Origin of the sequence: Azospirillum agricola, from assembly GCF_020005195.1 — a bacterium.
Taxonomy (GTDB): Bacteria; Pseudomonadota; Alphaproteobacteria; order Azospirillales; family Azospirillaceae; genus Azospirillum; species Azospirillum agricola.
The window spans coordinates 2,478,340-2,494,301 of sequence record NZ_JAIFZR010000005.1 but is presented as its reverse complement, the minus strand read 5'-3'; the positions used below and the strand labels follow the sequence as shown (position 1 = coordinate 2,494,301).

Sequence of the window (15,962 nt, the reverse complement as noted above, 5' to 3'; positions counted from 1 at the left end):
CGAAGTAATCGAAACGACGACGCAAGCCGGCGCTCCCGTCTCTTCGGTGAAGAAGGGCGGGATGGCGCCGGCTGGTCGATGGTACGGGTGTCTTTAGACTTTATCCACAGTTTCCGGCGGGACGTTCGATTGCCGCCGTCAGGCGGCGCACGACCGCAGGAGGTAGCCGGGGGTCTCCAGCAGCGGCGCGTCCGCCACCTCGACCACCTTCGCCTGGTCGAAACCGTTGAAGGCGGTCCGCAGGCAGGAGCCGTAGGCGCCGAGCTGCCCCAGCTCGATCCAGTCGCCCGCCTTGATGTCGGCGGGCAGCAGGAAGGGGCCGTTCATCCTGTCGGCGCTGTCGCAGGTCGGGCCGTAGAAGCTGAACGCCACGCCCCCGGCGTCGGTCATCGCCTCGAAGGGACGGATCATCCGCGCCGGGAAGCGGAAGCCGGGAACGCCGGCATCCGACAGGGCGCCGTAGACGCCGTCGTTGATGAACAGCTCGTCGCCCCGGCGCTTGACCACCTGGACCACCAGCGACACGCCCGGCGCCACCAGCGCGCGGCCCGGCTCGCACCAGACGCGGCAGGTCTCCGGCAGGCCGAGGGCGGCGACGCCGCGCGCGATGGCGGCCATGAAGTCGCCCAGCGGCGGCGGGGTGACGCCCGGATAGGACACCGGGAAGCCGCCGCCGACGTCGAGCACGTCGATGGTCACGCCGGCCTCGGCGATCACGCGCCCGGCCAACGCCAGCGCCCGTTCGTAGGCGGCCGGATCCAGCATCTGCGAGCCGACATGGAAGGAGACGCCGACCTTGGGGGCGGCGGCGCGGACGGCGCGCAGCAGTTCCACGGCGTCGGCCATGGCGGCGCCGAACTTGCCCGACAGGTCGTAGACGGCGTTGCCCTTGGGCAGCGCCAGCCGGACGACGAGGCCGAGGTCGGCGGCGCCGTCGGTCTCCTCCAGGATCTTGTCCAGCTCCTCGCGGCTGTCGAGCACGAAGTCGCGGACGCCATGCTGCTGGTAGGCGGCACGGATCGCCTGACGGCCCTTCACCGGGTGCATGTAGTGCAGCACCGCCTCGGGGAACATCTGGCGGATCAGGCGGATCTCGCCGGGGGAGGCGACGTCGAAATGGCGCACGCCGCCGGCCCACAGGGCGCGCAGCACCGCCGGTTCCGGGTTGCACTTCACGGCGTAGAGCACGTCGCCGCCGCGCCCGACCGAGGCGGTCGCCTCACCGAAGGCGGCGAGGAAGCTCTCGGCGGTGTCGGCCAGCACGCCGGGGCGGATGCAGTGCATCGGCTCCTCCGGGCGGTGCAGGGCGACCGCCTGGGTGACGGTGGTGCGGCGGCCGCTCGACAGCGAGACGGTCGCGGTGGTGGCCGAGCCGTTGCGGCGGAGCGGGGTGACGGCGGAACGGGAACGCAGGAAGCCCATGGCGCAACTCCATACCCTGGGCGCGGCGGCGAAGCCGGCCCAGACAAGCAGACGGCGACCCGTTGCGGCCAAGGCTGGCGCGCGGAGCGGAATCGGCGAATGGATCGGATAGGGGAGGGTGGGAGACGGAAAGCCGGGTCGGGCAGCGGCCCCGGGCTGCGAAGCTCCGGGCAACAGCGCGTCGATGAACCGGCTGCAGGGCTACCGTCTCACAGCCCCACCGTGGGCAGCGTACATACTGACCTCCCTCTCGGGACCGACCCACTGGAATGGTCGGTTCTGCCAAAAAGGACGCGGTACGTCGTAGCATAACCACAGAGGGCCATAGGCACGTGCGGGTGCGTCGTTCGCTTTGAATTACGCTTTTCCGGCGGCGATTCAAGTGAATTTTTTGGGATACGGGTTTGTACGGAAGCGGGGCCGCGCGGTGGCGGGGGCCGCGTGCCGCGCCTGGAAAGCGGGGAGTGGAACGTTTGGAACGTTTGAAACACCGTGGAACGTTTTTCCGGGTCCGTTCCATGTTCCACGGTCCGGTGACCCATGCGCCGCATGCACCGCATGGGGAGGGGGAGGAAGGGCGCGGGGGAGGGCGGCACGGCGGGGCTCCATGGGCGGCGAGTGGTCGGCGCCCATGATATAGGAAAAATGTCCTGCACGTGGGGGTGTCGGGAAAACCCCGGTCCATGGGGGTTCTGGCAGGCACATGTCCCGGGGTGCCGCGAAATCCCCCTTCCCCCCGGAGAGGGGATAAAGGCCGGATTCGCAGGGGGCATGAGAGTCAGTGCCTAGATCGCCTCCGGCCCCTCGTAGGCCGGGAAGCGCGCGGCGATAGGATCGCCGGTCGGTTCCGCGACCCAGCCGTCGGGGCGGGTGAAGAAGCGGATCGCGGTGAAATGCGGGTCCGCCCCCATGTCGAACCAGTGGGGGGTTCCCGCCGGCACGCTCAGCAGGTCGCCGGCCTCGCAGACGAGGCGCAGCACGCGCGGCCGCAGATGCAGGTAGAAGGCGCCGCTGCCCTCCACGAAGAAGCGGGCCTCGTCCTCGGTGTGGGTGTGCTCGTCGAGGAACTTCGCCCGCAGCGCGGCGGCGTCGGGCACGCCGCGCGGCACGCGGGCCACGTCGGCCGACCGGTAGCCCCGCGCCCCCTTCAGCCGCGCGATGGGGGCGGCGTAGGCCGCCAGCACGGCGTCGCTGCCGGCATCCGGGGGAAGAGGGTGTTCCGCCGGCCAGCGTTCGAACAGAACCCCCGCCATGGCGAGATGGCCGGCCAGCACGATCGGGTCGCCGGTGGCGAGTTCGGGCCGCACCGGGTCGTGCTCGTGATAGACGGTCAGGTGGGTCATGGCGCTCAGGTCCGCTGTTCCGGCCTGGTTCCCCAGCCCTCGGGCAAACCCTGTTCCCGGCAAGCGGCGACGGCAATCCTTTTCGCGGCCCCGCGACCCTTCGCCGCTCGGCCCCGGCCGCTCAGCGCCGCGCCGCCAGCAGAAGCCGGCCGGCGACCAGAGCGGCCACCGCCAGCAGCAGCGCGATGAAGGCGGCGACCCCGGTCCAGCCGAAATCGTGCCAGAACAGCCCGCCCAGCGTCCCCGCCACGGTGGAGCCCATGTAGTAGCAGAACAGGTAGATCGACGACGCCTGCCCCCGGTTGACCGTGGCGCGCTGGCCGATCCAGGCCGACACGGTGGAATGGGCGCCGAAGAAGGCGAAGGTGAACAGCGCGATGCCCGGCGCGATGAACCACAGGCTGTCCGGCTCCATCAGCGCCAGCCCGATCAGCATCAGCAGCACCGCCGCCGCCAGCGTGCGGGCGTTGCCATAGGTCCCGGCCAGCCGCCCGAACAGCGGCGAGCTGACCACGCCGAAGCTGTAGACCAGGAAGATCGCGCCGACCACCGCCGGGCGCAGCGCGAAGGGCTCCTCGGCCAACCGGAAGCCGATGTAGTTGAAGACGGTGACGAAGCCCCCCATCAGCAGGAAGCCCAGCGAGAACAGCCCGAGCAGCCCGCCGTCGCCGAGCAGCCCGCGCCACGCCTTGACCAGCTCCCGCAGGCCGGCCGGGCGCCGGTGGAAATGGCGCGACGGCGGCAGACCGGCCCAGACGGTCACGGCCGCCGCGATGCCGATCGCGCCGACGACGCCGACCGCCAGCCTCCAGGTCCCGAGATCGGTGACCACCGCGGTCAGCACCCGGCCCGACATGCCGCCGACCGCGGTGCCGCCGATGTAGAGCCCCATCGCCACGCCGGCCGATTTCGGATCGACCTCCTCGGAGACGTAGGCCATGGCGACGGCGGGAAGCCCGCTCAGCGCCACGCCCTCCAGCGCGCGGACGATCAGGAAGCCGTGCCAGTCCGGCACCAGCGCCCCGACGATCCCCAGCAGCCCGACCGCCAGCAGGGAGGCGACCATGATCGGCTTGCGCCCGACCCCGTCCGACACGGCGCCGGCCACCAGCAGCATCCCGGCCAGCATCCCGGTGGTCAGCGACAGCGACAGGCTCGATTCCGCCGGGGTGACGCCGAACTCGCGCACGAAGTCGGGCAGCAGCGGCTGCACGCAATAGAGCGTGGCGAAGGTGGAGAAGCCGGCCACGAAGAGGATGCGGCTTGCCAGCCGGTAGGCGGCGCTTCCCGCCGTCAGGTAGCCCGGTTCGTCTCCGTCGCGCACCGCTGGTCCTCTCATCGCGTGTCCACACCCATGTTGCGGTGCGGCATGGCGCAGATTGACCCGTCGGCAGGCCTCTTGTCCAAGGCGGTCTCGGCGCGTCCGCCATGACCGGAGCGCAAGTCCATCCGAAGCCCCTCTCCCCTCGCGGGTTTCGTGGGTTGGGGTGAGGAGGCCGCAAGCTCTTTCCGCCTGTGGCGGAATCCCCCTCATCCCAACCCTTCTTCCTCAGGGAGAAGGGCTTCCATCGCTTTCCCCGACCGCCCGATTTCCGGCCTCGCTCTGGACCTTCGGCAAGGCGCGCCGTATAAACAGCCTCCCTATCATTCGAAATCCGTTCGAGCCATGCACGATCTTCGCGCCATCCGTGAGAATCCCGAAGCCTTCGACCGCGGCCTCGGCCGCCGGGGATTGGCGGCGCTGTCGTCGTCCGTGCTCGACCTGGACGGCCGCCGCCGCTCCGCGCAGACCCAGATGCAGGAGATGCAGGCCCGCCGCAACGAGGCGGCCAAGGAGATCGGCGTCGCCAAGCGCGAGGGCCGCGACGCCCAGCCCATCCTCGACGAGATGGCCCAGCTCAAGGAGCGGCTGCCGCAGGTCGAGGAGGAGGAGCGCCGCCTCGGCGCCGAACTCGACACGCTGCTGGCCGGCATCCCCAACCTTCCGGCCGACGAGGTGCCGGACGGCCCCGACGAGACCGCCAACGTCGAGATCCGCCGCTGGGGCACCCCGCCCGACATCGCCGACCCCAAGCAGCATTACGAGCTGGGCGAGGCGCTCGGCCTGATGGATTTCGAGGCGGCCGTCCGCATGTCCGGCGCCCGCTTCACCGTGCTGAAGGGCGGGCTCGCCCGGCTGGAGCGCGCGCTGGCCGACTTCATGCTGGACATCCACACCGGCGAGCACGGCTACACCGAGATCGCCCCGCCGCTGATGGTGCGCGACAACGCCCTGTTCGGCACCGGCCAGCTGCCGAAGTTCGAGGAGGATCTGTTCAAGGCCGGCGACCATTATCTGATCCCGACCTCGGAAGTGCCGCTGACCAACCTCGTCAACGACCAGATCGTCGCGGCGGAGGATCTGCCGCTGCGTTACACCGCGCTGACCCCCTGCTTCCGCGCGGAAGCCGGCTCGGCCGGGCGCGACACGCGCGGCATGATCCGCCAGCACCAGTTCTGGAAGGTCGAGATGGTCGGCATCGCCACGCCCGAGCAGTCGGAGGCGGAGCACCAGCGGATGACCCGCTGCGCCGAGACCGTGCTGGAACGGCTGGGGCTGGCCTACCGCACCATCGTGCTGTGCACCGGCGACATGGGCTTCTCGTCGCGCAAGACCTATGACGTCGAGGTGTGGCTGCCCGGCCAGAACGCCTACCGCGAGATCTCCAGCGTCTCCAATTGCGGCGATTTCCAGGCGCGACGGATGAAGGCCCGTTGCAGAGCCAAGGGGGAGAAGCAAACTCAATTCCTTCACACCCTGAACGGGTCGGGTGTGGCGGTCGGGCGCTGCCTGATCGCGGTGCTGGAGAACTACCAGCAGCCCGATGGTTCGATCCTGATTCCCGAAGCCCTCCGGCCCTACATGCGCGGAGCGGAAAGGATTACCGCCTGATGTTCGACCTGCCGCTCGACCTGTCCCGGACCCGCATTCTCGTCACCAACGACGACGGCATCCACGCCCACGGGCTGAAGGTGCTGGAGGCGATCGCCCGATCCCTGTCCGACGACGTCTGGGTGGTCGCGCCGGAGATGGAGCAGTCGGCCGCCAGCCATTCGCTGACCATCAACCGGCCGCTGCGCCTGCGCACGCTGGGCGAACGCCGCTTCACCGTCGACGGCACGCCGACCGACTGCGTGCTGCTGGCGATCAACCACGTGATGAAGGAGTCCCGCCCGACGCTGGTGCTGTCCGGCGTCAACCAGGGCTCCAACATCGGCGAGGACGTGACCTACTCCGGCACCATCGCCGCGGCGATGGAGGCGACGCTGCTCGGCGTCCCCGCCATCGCCATGAGCCAGCATTACGAGCCGGGCCAGCCGATCGACTGGTCGGCGGCCGAGGCCCACGGCGCCGAGGTGGTGCGCAAGGCGGTCACGGTGGCGTGGCCGAAGAACGTGCTGCTGAACGTGAACTTCCCGGCCCGCCCGGCCGCCGAGGTCTCCGGCATCCAGGTGGTCCGCCACGGCAAGCGCAAGATCGGCGACGAACTGTTCGAGCGGGTCGATCCGCGCGGCAAGCCCTACATCTGGATCGGCACCCTGCGCGGCGAGGCCGACGCCACCCCGGACACCGACATCCACGTCGTTCTGCACGACGGCGGCATCTCGGTGACGCCGGTCTATCTCGACCTCACCCACACCCCAACCTTGCAGACGCTGAGGCAGGCCTTCGTGTGACGATCGACGCGCGCAAGATCCGTTTGCTGATGGCGTTGCGCCAGTCCGGCGTGACCGACACCAAGGTGTTGGCCGCCATCGAACGGGTCCCGCGCGAGGTCTTCGTCCCCGACGCCTTCCAGGACCAGGCCTGGGAGAACACCGCCCTGCCGATCGAGCTCGGCCAGACGATCAGCCAGCCGCTGGTCGTCGGGCTGATGACCCAGGCCCTGGAACTGCACCCCCGCCATCTGGTGCTGGAGGTCGGCACCGGCTCCGGCTACCAGGCGGCGGTGCTGGCGCGGCTGTGCCGCCGCGTCTTCACCATCGAACGGCTGAAACCGCTGCTGGGCGAGGCGGAAAGGCGTTTCCGGGCGCTTGGGATCGACAACATCACCACGCGGCTCGGCGACGGAACGCGCGGCTGGCCGGAGCAGGCGCCGTTCCTGCGCGTATTGGTCACGGCCGCCGGCGGGCCGGAGCCGCCAAAAGACTTGACGGATCAGCTCGCCGTTGGTGGTGTCATGCTCATTCCGCTGGGCGACGGCTACCACGATCAGAAGGTGGTCCGCTTCCGGCGCACCGAAGATGGTCTTATCCGGGAGGACCTGTGGCCCGTCCGTTTCGTTCCGCTGCTGTCCGACCCGCCGCAACAGGTCCGTTCCGCATCATGACGCCCGCCGCTCCGTCCGTCCCCCCGTCCGCGCGCCGGGGCGGCCTCGCCGCGCGCCTCGCCGCCGTCTCGCTCGCCCTGCTGGCGCTGGCGGGCTGCGAGCGGATCGGCGGTTTGGCCCCCTTCACCGACATGATGGGGGGAACGCCGGACTCCGCCGGGGGCGCCATCACGGTGCAGAAGGGCGACAACGCCTACATGCTGTCCCGGCGCTACAATGTGCCATTGCGCGACCTGATCGAGATCAACCGCCTGACGCCGCCCTACAAGCTGGAGGTCGGGCAACGGCTGACCCTGCCGGCGGCGCGGCAATACATCGTGCAGAAGGGCGACACGCTCTACGGCATCTCCCGCATGCACAATGTGGACGTCAGCGAGCTGACCACCCTCAACAACCTGTCGCCGCCCTACGCGGTGCAGGCCGGCCAGCCGCTCCGCCTGCCGGGCGCCGGGCAACGGCCGTCCTCCGGGCCGGTCGTGCTGGCCGATGCTGGAACCGTTCCCGCCGCTCCGCCGGGCGCCGCCGATGGCGCGCCGCGCGCCGGCCGCGGCTCGATCCAGGCGGCCGAGCTGCCGGCGCCGGGCGCCGCGCCGTCCGCTCCCCCGTCCGGCTCTCCGGGGGGCGGCGTCACCGCGCCGCCGCCGTCCGCCGCGAAGCCGGGCGGTCCCGCCGCCGCCGCGTCCGGAGAACCGGAGGTCGCCTATCAGCCGGGACAGGCTCCGGTCTCGCTCCGCCCGCCCGGCTCGAAACCCGGCGTGACGGCCGAGCCGGCTCCCGCTCCGGACGCCCCGGCGGCGGTCGCCGCCTCGCCGCTGCCGCCCAGCCTTCCGGCCGGCCGCACCGCCGCGCCGGCGCCGACCGAGGTCGCCGCCGCGCCGCCCAAGCCGGAACCGAAGGCCGAGGTCGCCGCGCCGCCGCCGCGCGGCTCGGCGCGCTTCCTGTGGCCGGTGAAGGGCAAGCTGATCTCCGGCTACGGCCCCAAGCCGGACGGGCTGCACAACGACGGGCTGAACATCGCCGCCGGCAAGGGCACGGCGGTGGTCGCCGCCGACAATGGCGTCGTCGCCTACGCCGGCAACGAGCTGCGCGGCTTCGGCAACCTGCTGCTGCTGAAGCACGCCGACGGCTGGATCACCGCCTACGCCCACCTCGACCGCATCGACGTGGAGCGCGGCGCCACGGTGAAGCGCGGGCAGACGGTGGGCCGGGTCGGCCAGACCGGCGCCGTCAGCAGCCCGCAGCTCCATTTCGAGCTTCGCAAGGGCAGCCAGGCGGTCGATCCGACCGATCAGATGGACCGCCGGCCTATCGAAGGGGCTTTCCGAGACGGCCCGCCAGGTCCTGGATGAACTGCCACGCGACGCGGCCCGAGCGGCTGCCGCGCGTGACCGACCATTCCACCGCCTCGGCGCGGAGCTGGTCCAGCGGGATCTCCAGGCCGAAGTGGCGGGCGTAGCCCTCGATCATCGCGAAGTAGGTGTCCTGGTCGCAGTTGTGGAAGCCGAGCCACAGGCCGAAGCGGTCGGACAGCGACACCTTCTCCTCGACCGCCTCGCCGGGGTTGATGGCGGTCGAGCGCTCGTTGTCGATCATCTCGCGCGGCATCAGGTGGCGGCGGTTCGAGGTCGCGTAGAACACGACGTTCTCCGGCCGCCCCTCGATGCCGCCGTCGAGCACCGCCTTCAGCGACTTGTAGTGCGCGTCGTCATGGTCGAAGGACAGGTCGTCGCAGAACAGGATGAAGCGCCGCGTCTCGCCCTTCAGCCGGGTCAGCAGGCGGGGCAGGGTGGGGATGTCCTCGCGGTGGATTTCCACCAGAACCAGTTCGCCGGGACGCTCCTGGCACAGCAGCGCGTGGACCGACTTGACCAGCGAACTCTTGCCGGTGCCGCGCGCGCCCCACAGCAGGGCGTTGTTGGCGGGATAGCCGGCGGCGAAGCGGCGGGTGTTCTCCAGCAGGGTGTCGCGCTGCCGCTCGACGCCCTGGAGCAGGACGATGTCGACCCGGTTGACGGCGGGCACCGGCTCCAGCCGGTCCGGCTCGGTGTGCCAGACGAAGGCGTCGGCCGCGGTCAGGTCGAGCGGCACGGAGGCCGGCGGGGCCAGACGCTCCAGCGCGTCGGCGATGCGGGTCAGCAACGGAAGCAGGGAGTCGGGGGACATCGTTTTCCAGGCACCTTTTCACAAAATTTCATGGAAACCGGCGGTCGGCGCAGCCATCTTTCCGACGCGATCGCACGGTATCACAGCAATGCGTGCGCACAAGCAGCCGCCATTCCCCGGTTTTCGCCGCATCACCGTTGCATCCGGGGCATGGGCGGCTATAGTCGCGGCGTCCCGGCGGTCCGCCGAACCCGCGCCGGGACCAAACCAAAAGGAGCTCCCTGATGTTCGTTTCGACGGCTTATGCACAGACCGCGGCGCCGGCTGGCGGCAGCGACATGCTCGTGCAATTCCTGCCGCTGATTCTGATCTTCGTCGTCTTCTACTTCCTGCTGATCCGCCCCCAGCAGAAGAAGATGAAGGAGCACAAGGCGATGCTGGGCAACATCCGCCGCGGCGACCGCGTCGTGACCGGCGGCGGCATCATCGGCACCGTGACCAAGGTCGGCGCCGACGACGAGCTGACCGTCGAGATCGCCGAGAATGTCCGCGTCCGCTGCGTCCGCTCCACGGTCAACCTCGTGCTGGCCAAGACCGAGCCGGCCGGCAAGGGCGGCGACGGCGCCACCCCGGCCGCCGCCGAGGGCGAGGCCAAGCCCGCCGAGACCCCGGCCGCCGGCGGCATCGGCAAGCTGTTCGGCCGCAAGTAAGACCGGCGCAAACAGGGCCGGCGCCGGTCACCAGCGCGCCGGTCGTCGAATCGGATTCGAGTGACGCATGCTGTATTTTTCGCGTTGGAAGATTTACACGATCGTGGCGATCTGCGCCGCCGGCTTCGTCATGATGCTGCCGAACTTCCTCGGCCGTGACACGCTGGCGCACCTGCCCGGCTGGTACGCCCACAGCAAGGTGTCGCTGGGTCTCGACCTGCGCGGCGGATCGCATCTGCTGCTCGAAGTCGACATGGGCGCGGTCATCCGCGACCGCGTCGAGGGGCTGGTGGACGGGGCGCGGCAGCAGCTGCGCACCGCCAACGTCGGCTACACCGCGATCAACCCCGGCGAGCGCGCCGTGACCGTCCAGCTCCGCGACCCGGCCCAGGCCGACGAGGCGGTGAAGGCTCTGCGCGGCCTCGCCAGCCCGGTCGGCGGCACGGCGCTCGGCGGCGGCCAGCCTGACCTGACGGTGAGCGCCAACGGCAGCACGGTGACGGTCCAGCTGAGCGAGGTGGCGCTGCGCGACCGCGCGACGCAGGCCATCGAGCAGTCGATCGAGATCGTCCGCCGCCGCATCGACGAGACCGGCGTCAACGAGCCGACCATCGCCCGCCAGGGCAACGACCGCATCCTGGTCCAGCTTCCCGGCGTCGAGGATCCCGACCGCGTCAAGCGGCTGCTCGGCACCACGGCGAAGATGACCTTCCGTCTGGTCGACACCAACGCCGACCCCTCGACCGGCCGCGCCCCTCCGGGCTCCGAGATCCTGCCGTCGGCCGAGGGCGAGCGGTTCCAGACCACCTACGTCATCCGCAAGAAGGTCGAGGTCGACGGCGCCACGCTGAAGAACGCGTCGGCCTCGACCAACTCGCAGACCGGCGAATGGGTGGTGAACTTCGAGTTCAACAGCGCCGGCGCCAACCGCTTCGCCGAGATCACCAAGGCGAATGTCGGCCGCCCCTTCGCCATCGTGCTGGACAACAAGGTCATCAGCGCGCCGGTCATCCGCGAGCCGATCACCGGCGGGCGCGGCCAGATCAGCGGCAACTTCTCCGCCGCCACCGCCAACGACCTTGCCGTGCTGCTGCGCGCCGGCGCCCTGCCGGCGCCGCTGAAGGTGATCGAGGAACGCACGGTCGGGCCCGACCTCGGCGCCGATTCCATCCGCGCCGGCCTGACCGCCGTGATGGTCGGCTTCGTCATGGTCTGCATCTACATGATCGCGTCCTACGGGCTGTTCGGTTCCTTCGCCTGCTTCGCCCTGCTGGTCAACCTCGTGCTGACGCTGGCGGCGCTGTCGATGCTCCAGGCGACGCTGACGCTGCCCGGCATCGCCGGCGTGCTGCTGTCGCTCGGCCTCGCGGTGGACGCCAACATCCTGATCAACGAGCGCATCCGCGAGGAAACGAGGAAGGGCCGGGGCGTCTTCGCCTCGATGGAGGCCGGCTTCAGCCGCGCCTACAGCACCATCGTCGATTCGAACCTGACGACGGCGCTCAAGATGGCCTTGCTGTTCATCTTCGGCACCGGCGCCATCAAGGGCTTCGCCGTCACCATCACCTTCGGCATCCTGATCTCCATGTTCACCGCGACGGTGCTGGTGCGCCTGATGATGGTGACGTGGCTGCGCCGCACGCGGCCCGCCGCGCTGCCGGTTTGAGAGGACGATCCATGTTCCACCTCCGCCTCGTCCCCGACGACACCAAGATCCCGTTCATGAACGGCCGGTTCGCCGGCCTGCTGACCTCGGCGTTCCTGTCGATCGCCTCGATCGTCCTGTTCTTCCATCCGGGCCTGAACTACGGCATCGACTTCCAGGGCGGCATCGTCATCGAGGCCCGCACCCCGCAGGCCGCCGACTTCGCCTCGCTGCGCCACTCGCTGGGCGAGCTGGGCATGGGGCAGGTGGCGTTGCAGGAGTTCGGCTCGCCGCAGGACGTGCTGATCCGGCTGGAGCGCCAGCCGGGCGACGACGCCGCCCAGCAGGTGGCCGCCGACAAGGTGCGCGCCTCGCTGGCCCAGATCCTGCCGGGCACCCAGGTCCGCCGCGTCGAGGCGGTCGGCGCCTCGGTCAGCTCGGAGCTGTTCGCCAACGGCATGCTGGCGATGGGCCTCGCCATGGTGGCGATGCTGATCTACATCTGGTTCCGCTTCGAATGGCAGTTCGGCCTGGGCGCGGTGGTGACGCTGCTGCTCGACATCACCAAGATCATCGGCTTCTACGCCATCACCGGCATGCAGTTCAACCTGACGGCGATCGCGGCGATCCTGACGATCATGGGCTACTCGATCAACGACAAGGTCGTGGTCTACGACCGGATGCGCGAGAACCTGCGCATCTACAAGAAGATGCCGCTGCGCGACCTGATCGACCTGTCGATCAACGAGACGCTGAACCGCACCGTCGGCACCTCGATGTGCACCTTCCTGTCGGTCATCCCGCTGGCGCTGTTCGGCGGCGAGGCGTTGCAGGATTTCGGAATCGTGCTGCTGCTCGGCGTGTTCATCGCGACGACCTCGTCGATCTTCATCGCCGCCCCCATCTTGCTGTTCCTGGGCGAGAACCGCCTGCGCCGCGGCGCGCCGGAGGCCGCCGCCTCCAACGCGGCGACGACGCCGTAACGGAAGACAGGATCCAGCCATGGCCGACATCACGCCGATCATCCCGTCCGACCGTCAGGTCATCGACGGCTATGGCGAGGGGCAGTTTTGCGTGTCGAGTCAGTGGCGTGTCGGCGCGGTCATCGTGCTGCCCGACCGCACGCTGCCCTGGACCGCCACCGACGCGGCGGCGCTGACCGCCGCCGACTTCGCGGCGGTGCTGGAGGCGGAGCCGAAGGTGGAACTGCTGCTGCTCGGCACCGGCCCGACCATGAAGCTGGTGTCGAAGGCGCTCCGCCAGGAGCTGCGCGGGGCCGGCATCGTGGTGGAGTTCATGGACAGCGGGGCGGCCTGCCGCACCTACAACGTGCTGCTGGCCGAGGGCCGGCGGGTGGCGGCGGCGCTGCTGCCGGTCTGACCGCTCCGCGTTCATCCCGTCCGAAACGACGAAGGCGCCCCCGGTCGGGGGCGCCTTCGCGTTTTTCAGCGCGTTTTCAGCGCGACCTCGCGGTCAGGCCGTCGGGATCAGGCCGCGAGCTGCTCGGCGGCGAAGTCCCAGTTCGCGAGGTTGTCGATGACGGCCTTCACGAAGTCGGCGCGGCGGTTCTGGAAATCGACGTAGTAGGCGTGCTCCCACACGTCGATGGTGAACAGCGGCTTCTGGCCGTGCGCCAGCGGGGTGTCGGCGTTGCCGGTCTTGCCGACCTTCAGCTTGCCGCCCTCCTCGTACAGCCAGGCCCAGCCCGAGCCGAACTGGGTCAGGGCGGCCTGGGTCAGCTCTTCCTTGAACTTCTCGACGCTGCCGAAATCGGCGACCAGACGGGCTTCCAGGGCGGCCGGGATGGTGCCGCCGTCCTTCTTCAGGCACTGCCAGAAGAAGGTGTGGTTCCACACCTGCGCGGCGTTGTTGAAGATGCCGACCTTCGAGGCGTCGCCAGCCGAGGCCTTGATGACCTCCTCCAGGCTGGCGTTGGCCAGCGGGCTGTCCTTGGTCAGGTTGTTCAGGTTGGTGACGTAGGTCTGGTGGTGCTTGTCGTGGTGCAGATGCAGGGTCTGCGACGAGATGTACGGCTCCAGAGCGTCGTACGCGTAGGGGAGCGGCGGAAGTTCGAACGCCATCTTGAATACCCTCTCTCTTTTTTGGATGCACTTCCGAGCTTGGCTTTGCGGGCCTGGCCCATCCACCCGTCCAGATAGGCCGACGGCGCGGCAAAGTGAAGGCTGGAATGGCTCCAGACTGAGAGAAAGAGGCTAGGGCTTGGCGAGAAGCAGCGCCGCCGCCCGGTCGCCGGAGCGCACCGCGGCCTCCAGGGTGGCTGGAAGTCCTGTGTCCGTCCAGTCTCCGGCCAGGGCGAGGTTGCTCCAGCGGGAGCGGGCGGGCGGGCGGCGCCGCACCGAGTCGGGCGCCTGATCGGGGGTCGCCCGGCGCTCCTTGACCACCCGGAAGGGGCGAATCGGGACATCGAGTCGCAGGGCCGCCGCGACGTCGCTCCACAGGCGGGCGGCGATGGCGTCGGCCGGCTGGTCGGCCAGGGCGTCGGCGTCGCTGACGGTGACCGACAGCACGTCGCCGCGCGCGAACAGCCATTCCGCCCGCCCGCCGACCAGCGCGAGAAAGGGGAGCCCGCCCGGCAGGCTCACCGGCCCGTCGAAGCGGTAATGGACGTTGACGATGGCCGGGCCGGGCGGCGGCACGGACAGCCCCGGCACCAGCCGCCCGGCCACCCAGGCCGGCGTCGCGAGGATGACGGAATCCATCCGCCCAAGGTCGAAACCGGAGCCTGCGATGGACAACCCGGCCAGCCGGCCGCCGTCGAAACGCAGTCCGTCCACGCGCGCGCCGAACCGGACCTCGCAGCCGAGCGTCGCGAGGCGGTTCAGGGCCGGATCGACGAAGGCGGCGGACAGCCCTTGCGCGGCGATCACCGGCCGGCAGGCCGCCTCGCCGCGCAGCAGGGTCTCCCGCATCACCGCGCCGAACAGGCGGGCCGACACCCGCGCGGTCGGGCCGTTCATCGCCGACACCGCCAGCGGAGCCCACAGCCGGCCGTGCAGCGGGCCGTGCGGAGGCAGAACCGCGTCCAGCGCCGCCGCCGGACCGGCCAGCACGGCGCGCAGCGCGGCGAGATACTGCCAGGGCCGGCTTCCCGGCACCCGCCGCGCCTCGTCGAACAGCCAGAGCCCGCCGGGCCGCAGGGTCCAGGCGGCGCCGTCGCGCAGGTCGAGGAAGGGAAAGGCGGCCGGGCGAAGTTCCGTCAGCGCGCCGGCCCCCCCGATCCGGCGTGCGTAATCCAGCAGCGCCCGGTTGCCGCCGAGGACCATGTGGCTGCCGTTGTCGAGCGTCCGGTCGAGCGTGGCGTCGTGGAAGGAGCGGCAGCGCCCGCCGGCCTGGGGGGCCTGCTCGTGCAGGACGACGCGTCGCCCCGCCTCGGCCAGACGGAGGGCGGCCGACAGGCCGGCGAGCCCGGCGCCGATCACATGCACCGTTCCGGCGTTGGGAGAAGGCGGGGCGGTCACGCGGCGGGCGGCACGCCGATCAGGCAGCGCAACGCTACCCAGGCGCTTTCGCGCCGGCCGAGCCGGACACGGACCGCCGGATCGCTCCAGCCCCGCGCCCGCAGGCGCCGCAGCAGCCGGTGGTAGAGAACCATCATGGCGACGGCCGCCCACAGCGAGCCGCGCGCCGTCCCCGCGATGGCCGCCCGCGCCTCGGCGAAGCGGGTTTCCGCCAGCTCGGCCAGCGCCTCGCAGGCGTGGGGCAGTCCGGGATGGGCCAGCGCCTCGTCCGGCACGTCCGTGCCGATCCCGGCGGCGTCCAGCAGTTCGCGCGGCAGGTAGAGGCGGCCGAGCGCCGCGTCCTCGGCGAGGTCGCGCAGGATGTTGGTCAGTTGCAGCGCCTCGCCGAGCGCCAGCGCGAAGGCCTCGGTCGCCGGGTCGGCGCGGTCGAAGACGCGGATCGCCAGCATGCCGACGGCCCCGGCGACGCGGCGGCAATAGAGGCGCAGGGTGGGCAGGCCGGGCGCCCGCAGCCCGCCGCCGGCATCGCCGCCGACATCCATCGCCATGCCGTCGATCACCGCCTCGAACTCGGCGCGGGGCAGGCCGTAGCGGTCGATGGCGCCCTTCAGCGCGGCGGGCAGCGGGCCGGTCGGCGCGTCGCCGGAATAGAGGCCGCGAATCGTGCGCCGCCAGCAATCCAGCGCGTCGCGCTTTTCCGTCGGATCGCCCGGCTCGTCGGCGATGTCGTCGACGCGCCGGCAGAAGGCGTAGATGGCGAACATCGCGGCGCGCTTGGACGCCGGCAGCAGCCGCATCGGCCAATAGAAGCTGCTTCCCGACCGCTCCGCCACCGCCGAGGGCGTGTCGGTGGACGGGGGCGGAGACGAATCGGACAGCGGAGGCGTCAT

The 15,962-nt window shown here is 70.5% G+C and carries 15 protein-coding genes; 8 read left to right on the top strand and 7 right to left on the bottom strand.

Annotation, left to right across the window (positions count from 1 at the left end; all coding sequences use genetic code 11):
• Positions 1–138: 138 nt before the first annotated feature.
• From JN22_RS26825 to JN22_RS26815, 3 genes are all read right to left on the bottom strand, one after another.
• Positions 139–1,422: a type III PLP-dependent enzyme gene (locus tag JN22_RS26825; protein ID WP_085556799.1), complete on the bottom strand. Its 1,284-nt coding sequence runs from the start codon at positions 1,420–1,422 to the stop codon at positions 139–141.
• Positions 1,423–2,207: 785 nt separating this feature from the next.
• A complete protein-coding gene (locus tag JN22_RS26820) occupies positions 2,208–2,765 on the bottom strand; it encodes a 1,2-dihydroxy-3-keto-5-methylthiopentene dioxygenase (RefSeq protein ID WP_085556798.1) in 558 nt (185 codons plus the stop codon).
• Positions 2,766–2,886: 121 nt separating this feature from the next.
• Positions 2,887–4,089, bottom strand: a complete 1,203-nt coding sequence (locus JN22_RS26815; protein WP_223677901.1) for an MFS transporter — start codon at positions 4,087–4,089, stop codon at positions 2,887–2,889.
• A gap of 342 nt (positions 4,090–4,431) precedes the next feature.
• On the opposite strand from JN22_RS26815, the gene serS reads away from it, so the two are divergent.
• Genes serS through JN22_RS26795 form a run of 4 tightly spaced genes read left to right on the top strand, consistent with a single transcriptional unit; the run spans position 4,432 to position 8,484 of the window.
• Entirely contained in the window at positions 4,432–5,697 is a 1,266-nt protein-coding gene (gene serS / locus JN22_RS26810) for a serine--tRNA ligase (protein WP_085556795.1), read from the top strand.
• Positions 5,697–6,482 carry a 5'/3'-nucleotidase SurE gene (gene surE / locus JN22_RS26805; protein WP_085556794.1) on the top strand — a complete coding sequence of 262 codons (786 nt, stop codon included), beginning with the start codon at positions 5,697–5,699 and terminating at the stop codon, positions 6,480–6,482. The genes serS and surE overlap by 1 nt, the downstream gene beginning before the upstream one ends.
• Entirely contained in the window at positions 6,479–7,135 is a 657-nt protein-coding gene (locus JN22_RS26800; protein ID WP_085556793.1) for a protein-L-isoaspartate(D-aspartate) O-methyltransferase, read from the top strand. The genes surE and JN22_RS26800 overlap by 4 nt, the downstream gene beginning before the upstream one ends.
• Complete coding sequence (locus JN22_RS26795) at positions 7,132–8,484, top strand: LysM peptidoglycan-binding domain-containing M23 family metallopeptidase (RefSeq protein ID WP_085556792.1); 1,353 nt, start codon at positions 7,132–7,134, stop codon at positions 8,482–8,484. The genes JN22_RS26800 and JN22_RS26795 overlap by 4 nt, the downstream gene beginning before the upstream one ends.
• Here the strand turns inward: JN22_RS26795 and JN22_RS26790 are convergent.
• Positions 8,441–9,298, bottom strand: coding sequence for an ATP-binding protein (locus tag JN22_RS26790; RefSeq protein WP_085556791.1), 858 nt, complete (start codon positions 9,296–9,298; stop codon positions 8,441–8,443). The two genes, JN22_RS26795 and JN22_RS26790, sit on opposite strands and share 44 nt — an antisense overlap.
• Before the next feature lie 224 nt (positions 9,299–9,522).
• On the opposite strand from JN22_RS26790, the gene yajC reads away from it, so the two are divergent.
• The 4 genes from yajC to JN22_RS26770 all read left to right on the top strand — a co-directional run bounded on the left by yajC (position 9,523) and on the right by JN22_RS26770 (position 12,973).
• The gene (gene yajC / locus JN22_RS26785) at positions 9,523–9,948 is read left to right on the top strand and encodes a preprotein translocase subunit YajC (protein ID WP_085556790.1); all 426 of its coding nucleotides are present in this window, start codon (positions 9,523–9,525) and stop codon (positions 9,946–9,948) included.
• A 67-nt stretch (positions 9,949–10,015) separates the two neighbouring features.
• Positions 10,016–11,614, top strand: coding sequence for a protein translocase subunit SecD (secD, locus tag JN22_RS26780; protein ID WP_085556789.1), 1,599 nt, complete (start codon positions 10,016–10,018; stop codon positions 11,612–11,614).
• A gap of 11 nt (positions 11,615–11,625) precedes the next feature.
• Positions 11,626–12,576, top strand: a complete 951-nt coding sequence (gene secF, locus JN22_RS26775) for a protein translocase subunit SecF (protein ID WP_085556788.1) — start codon at positions 11,626–11,628, stop codon at positions 12,574–12,576.
• Between the two features lie 19 nt (positions 12,577–12,595).
• Positions 12,596–12,973 (top strand): Mth938-like domain-containing protein, encoded by a 378-nt coding sequence (locus JN22_RS26770; protein ID WP_085556787.1) that lies wholly within the window; start codon positions 12,596–12,598, stop codon positions 12,971–12,973.
• Between the two features lie 107 nt (positions 12,974–13,080).
• Here the strand turns inward: JN22_RS26770 and JN22_RS26765 are convergent, their stop codons facing one another.
• From JN22_RS26765 to hpnD, 3 genes are all read right to left on the bottom strand, one after another.
• On the bottom strand, positions 13,081–13,674 hold the full coding sequence (locus JN22_RS26765; RefSeq protein ID WP_143268458.1) for a superoxide dismutase: 594 nt from the start codon (positions 13,672–13,674) through the stop codon (positions 13,081–13,083).
• Between the two features lie 132 nt (positions 13,675–13,806).
• Positions 13,807–15,072 carry a hydroxysqualene dehydroxylase HpnE gene (hpnE, locus tag JN22_RS26760; RefSeq protein ID WP_143268456.1) on the bottom strand — a complete coding sequence of 422 codons (1,266 nt, stop codon included), beginning with the start codon at positions 15,070–15,072 and terminating at the stop codon, positions 13,807–13,809.
• Positions 15,069–15,962, bottom strand: a complete 894-nt coding sequence (gene hpnD, locus JN22_RS26755) for a presqualene diphosphate synthase HpnD (RefSeq protein WP_085556786.1) — start codon at positions 15,960–15,962, stop codon at positions 15,069–15,071. The genes hpnE and hpnD overlap by 4 nt, the downstream gene beginning before the upstream one ends.

Coding starts and splice junctions, on each gene's coding strand:
- JN22_RS26825 (WP_085556799.1), bottom strand. CDS start 1,422: ATGGGCTTCCTGCGTTCCCGTTCCGCCGTCACCCCGCTCCGCCGCAAC.
- JN22_RS26820 (WP_085556798.1), bottom strand. CDS start 2,765: ATGACCCACCTGACCGTCTATCACGAGCACGACCCGGTGCGGCCCGAA.
- serS (WP_085556795.1), top strand. CDS start 4,432: ATGCACGATCTTCGCGCCATCCGTGAGAATCCCGAAGCCTTCGACCGC.
- surE (WP_085556794.1), top strand. CDS start 5,697: ATGTTCGACCTGCCGCTCGACCTGTCCCGGACCCGCATTCTCGTCACC.
- JN22_RS26795 (WP_085556792.1), top strand. CDS start 7,132: ATGACGCCCGCCGCTCCGTCCGTCCCCCCGTCCGCGCGCCGGGGCGGC.
- JN22_RS26790 (WP_085556791.1), bottom strand. CDS start 9,298: ATGTCCCCCGACTCCCTGCTTCCGTTGCTGACCCGCATCGCCGACGCG.
- yajC (WP_085556790.1), top strand. CDS start 9,523: ATGTTCGTTTCGACGGCTTATGCACAGACCGCGGCGCCGGCTGGCGGC.
- secD (WP_085556789.1), top strand. CDS start 10,016: ATGCTGTATTTTTCGCGTTGGAAGATTTACACGATCGTGGCGATCTGC.
- secF (WP_085556788.1), top strand. CDS start 11,626: ATGTTCCACCTCCGCCTCGTCCCCGACGACACCAAGATCCCGTTCATG.
- JN22_RS26770 (WP_085556787.1), top strand. CDS start 12,596: ATGGCCGACATCACGCCGATCATCCCGTCCGACCGTCAGGTCATCGAC.
- JN22_RS26765 (WP_143268458.1), bottom strand. CDS start 13,674: ATGGCGTTCGAACTTCCGCCGCTCCCCTACGCGTACGACGCTCTGGAG.
- hpnD (WP_085556786.1), bottom strand. CDS start 15,962: ATGACGCCTCCGCTGTCCGATTCGTCTCCGCCCCCGTCCACCGACACG.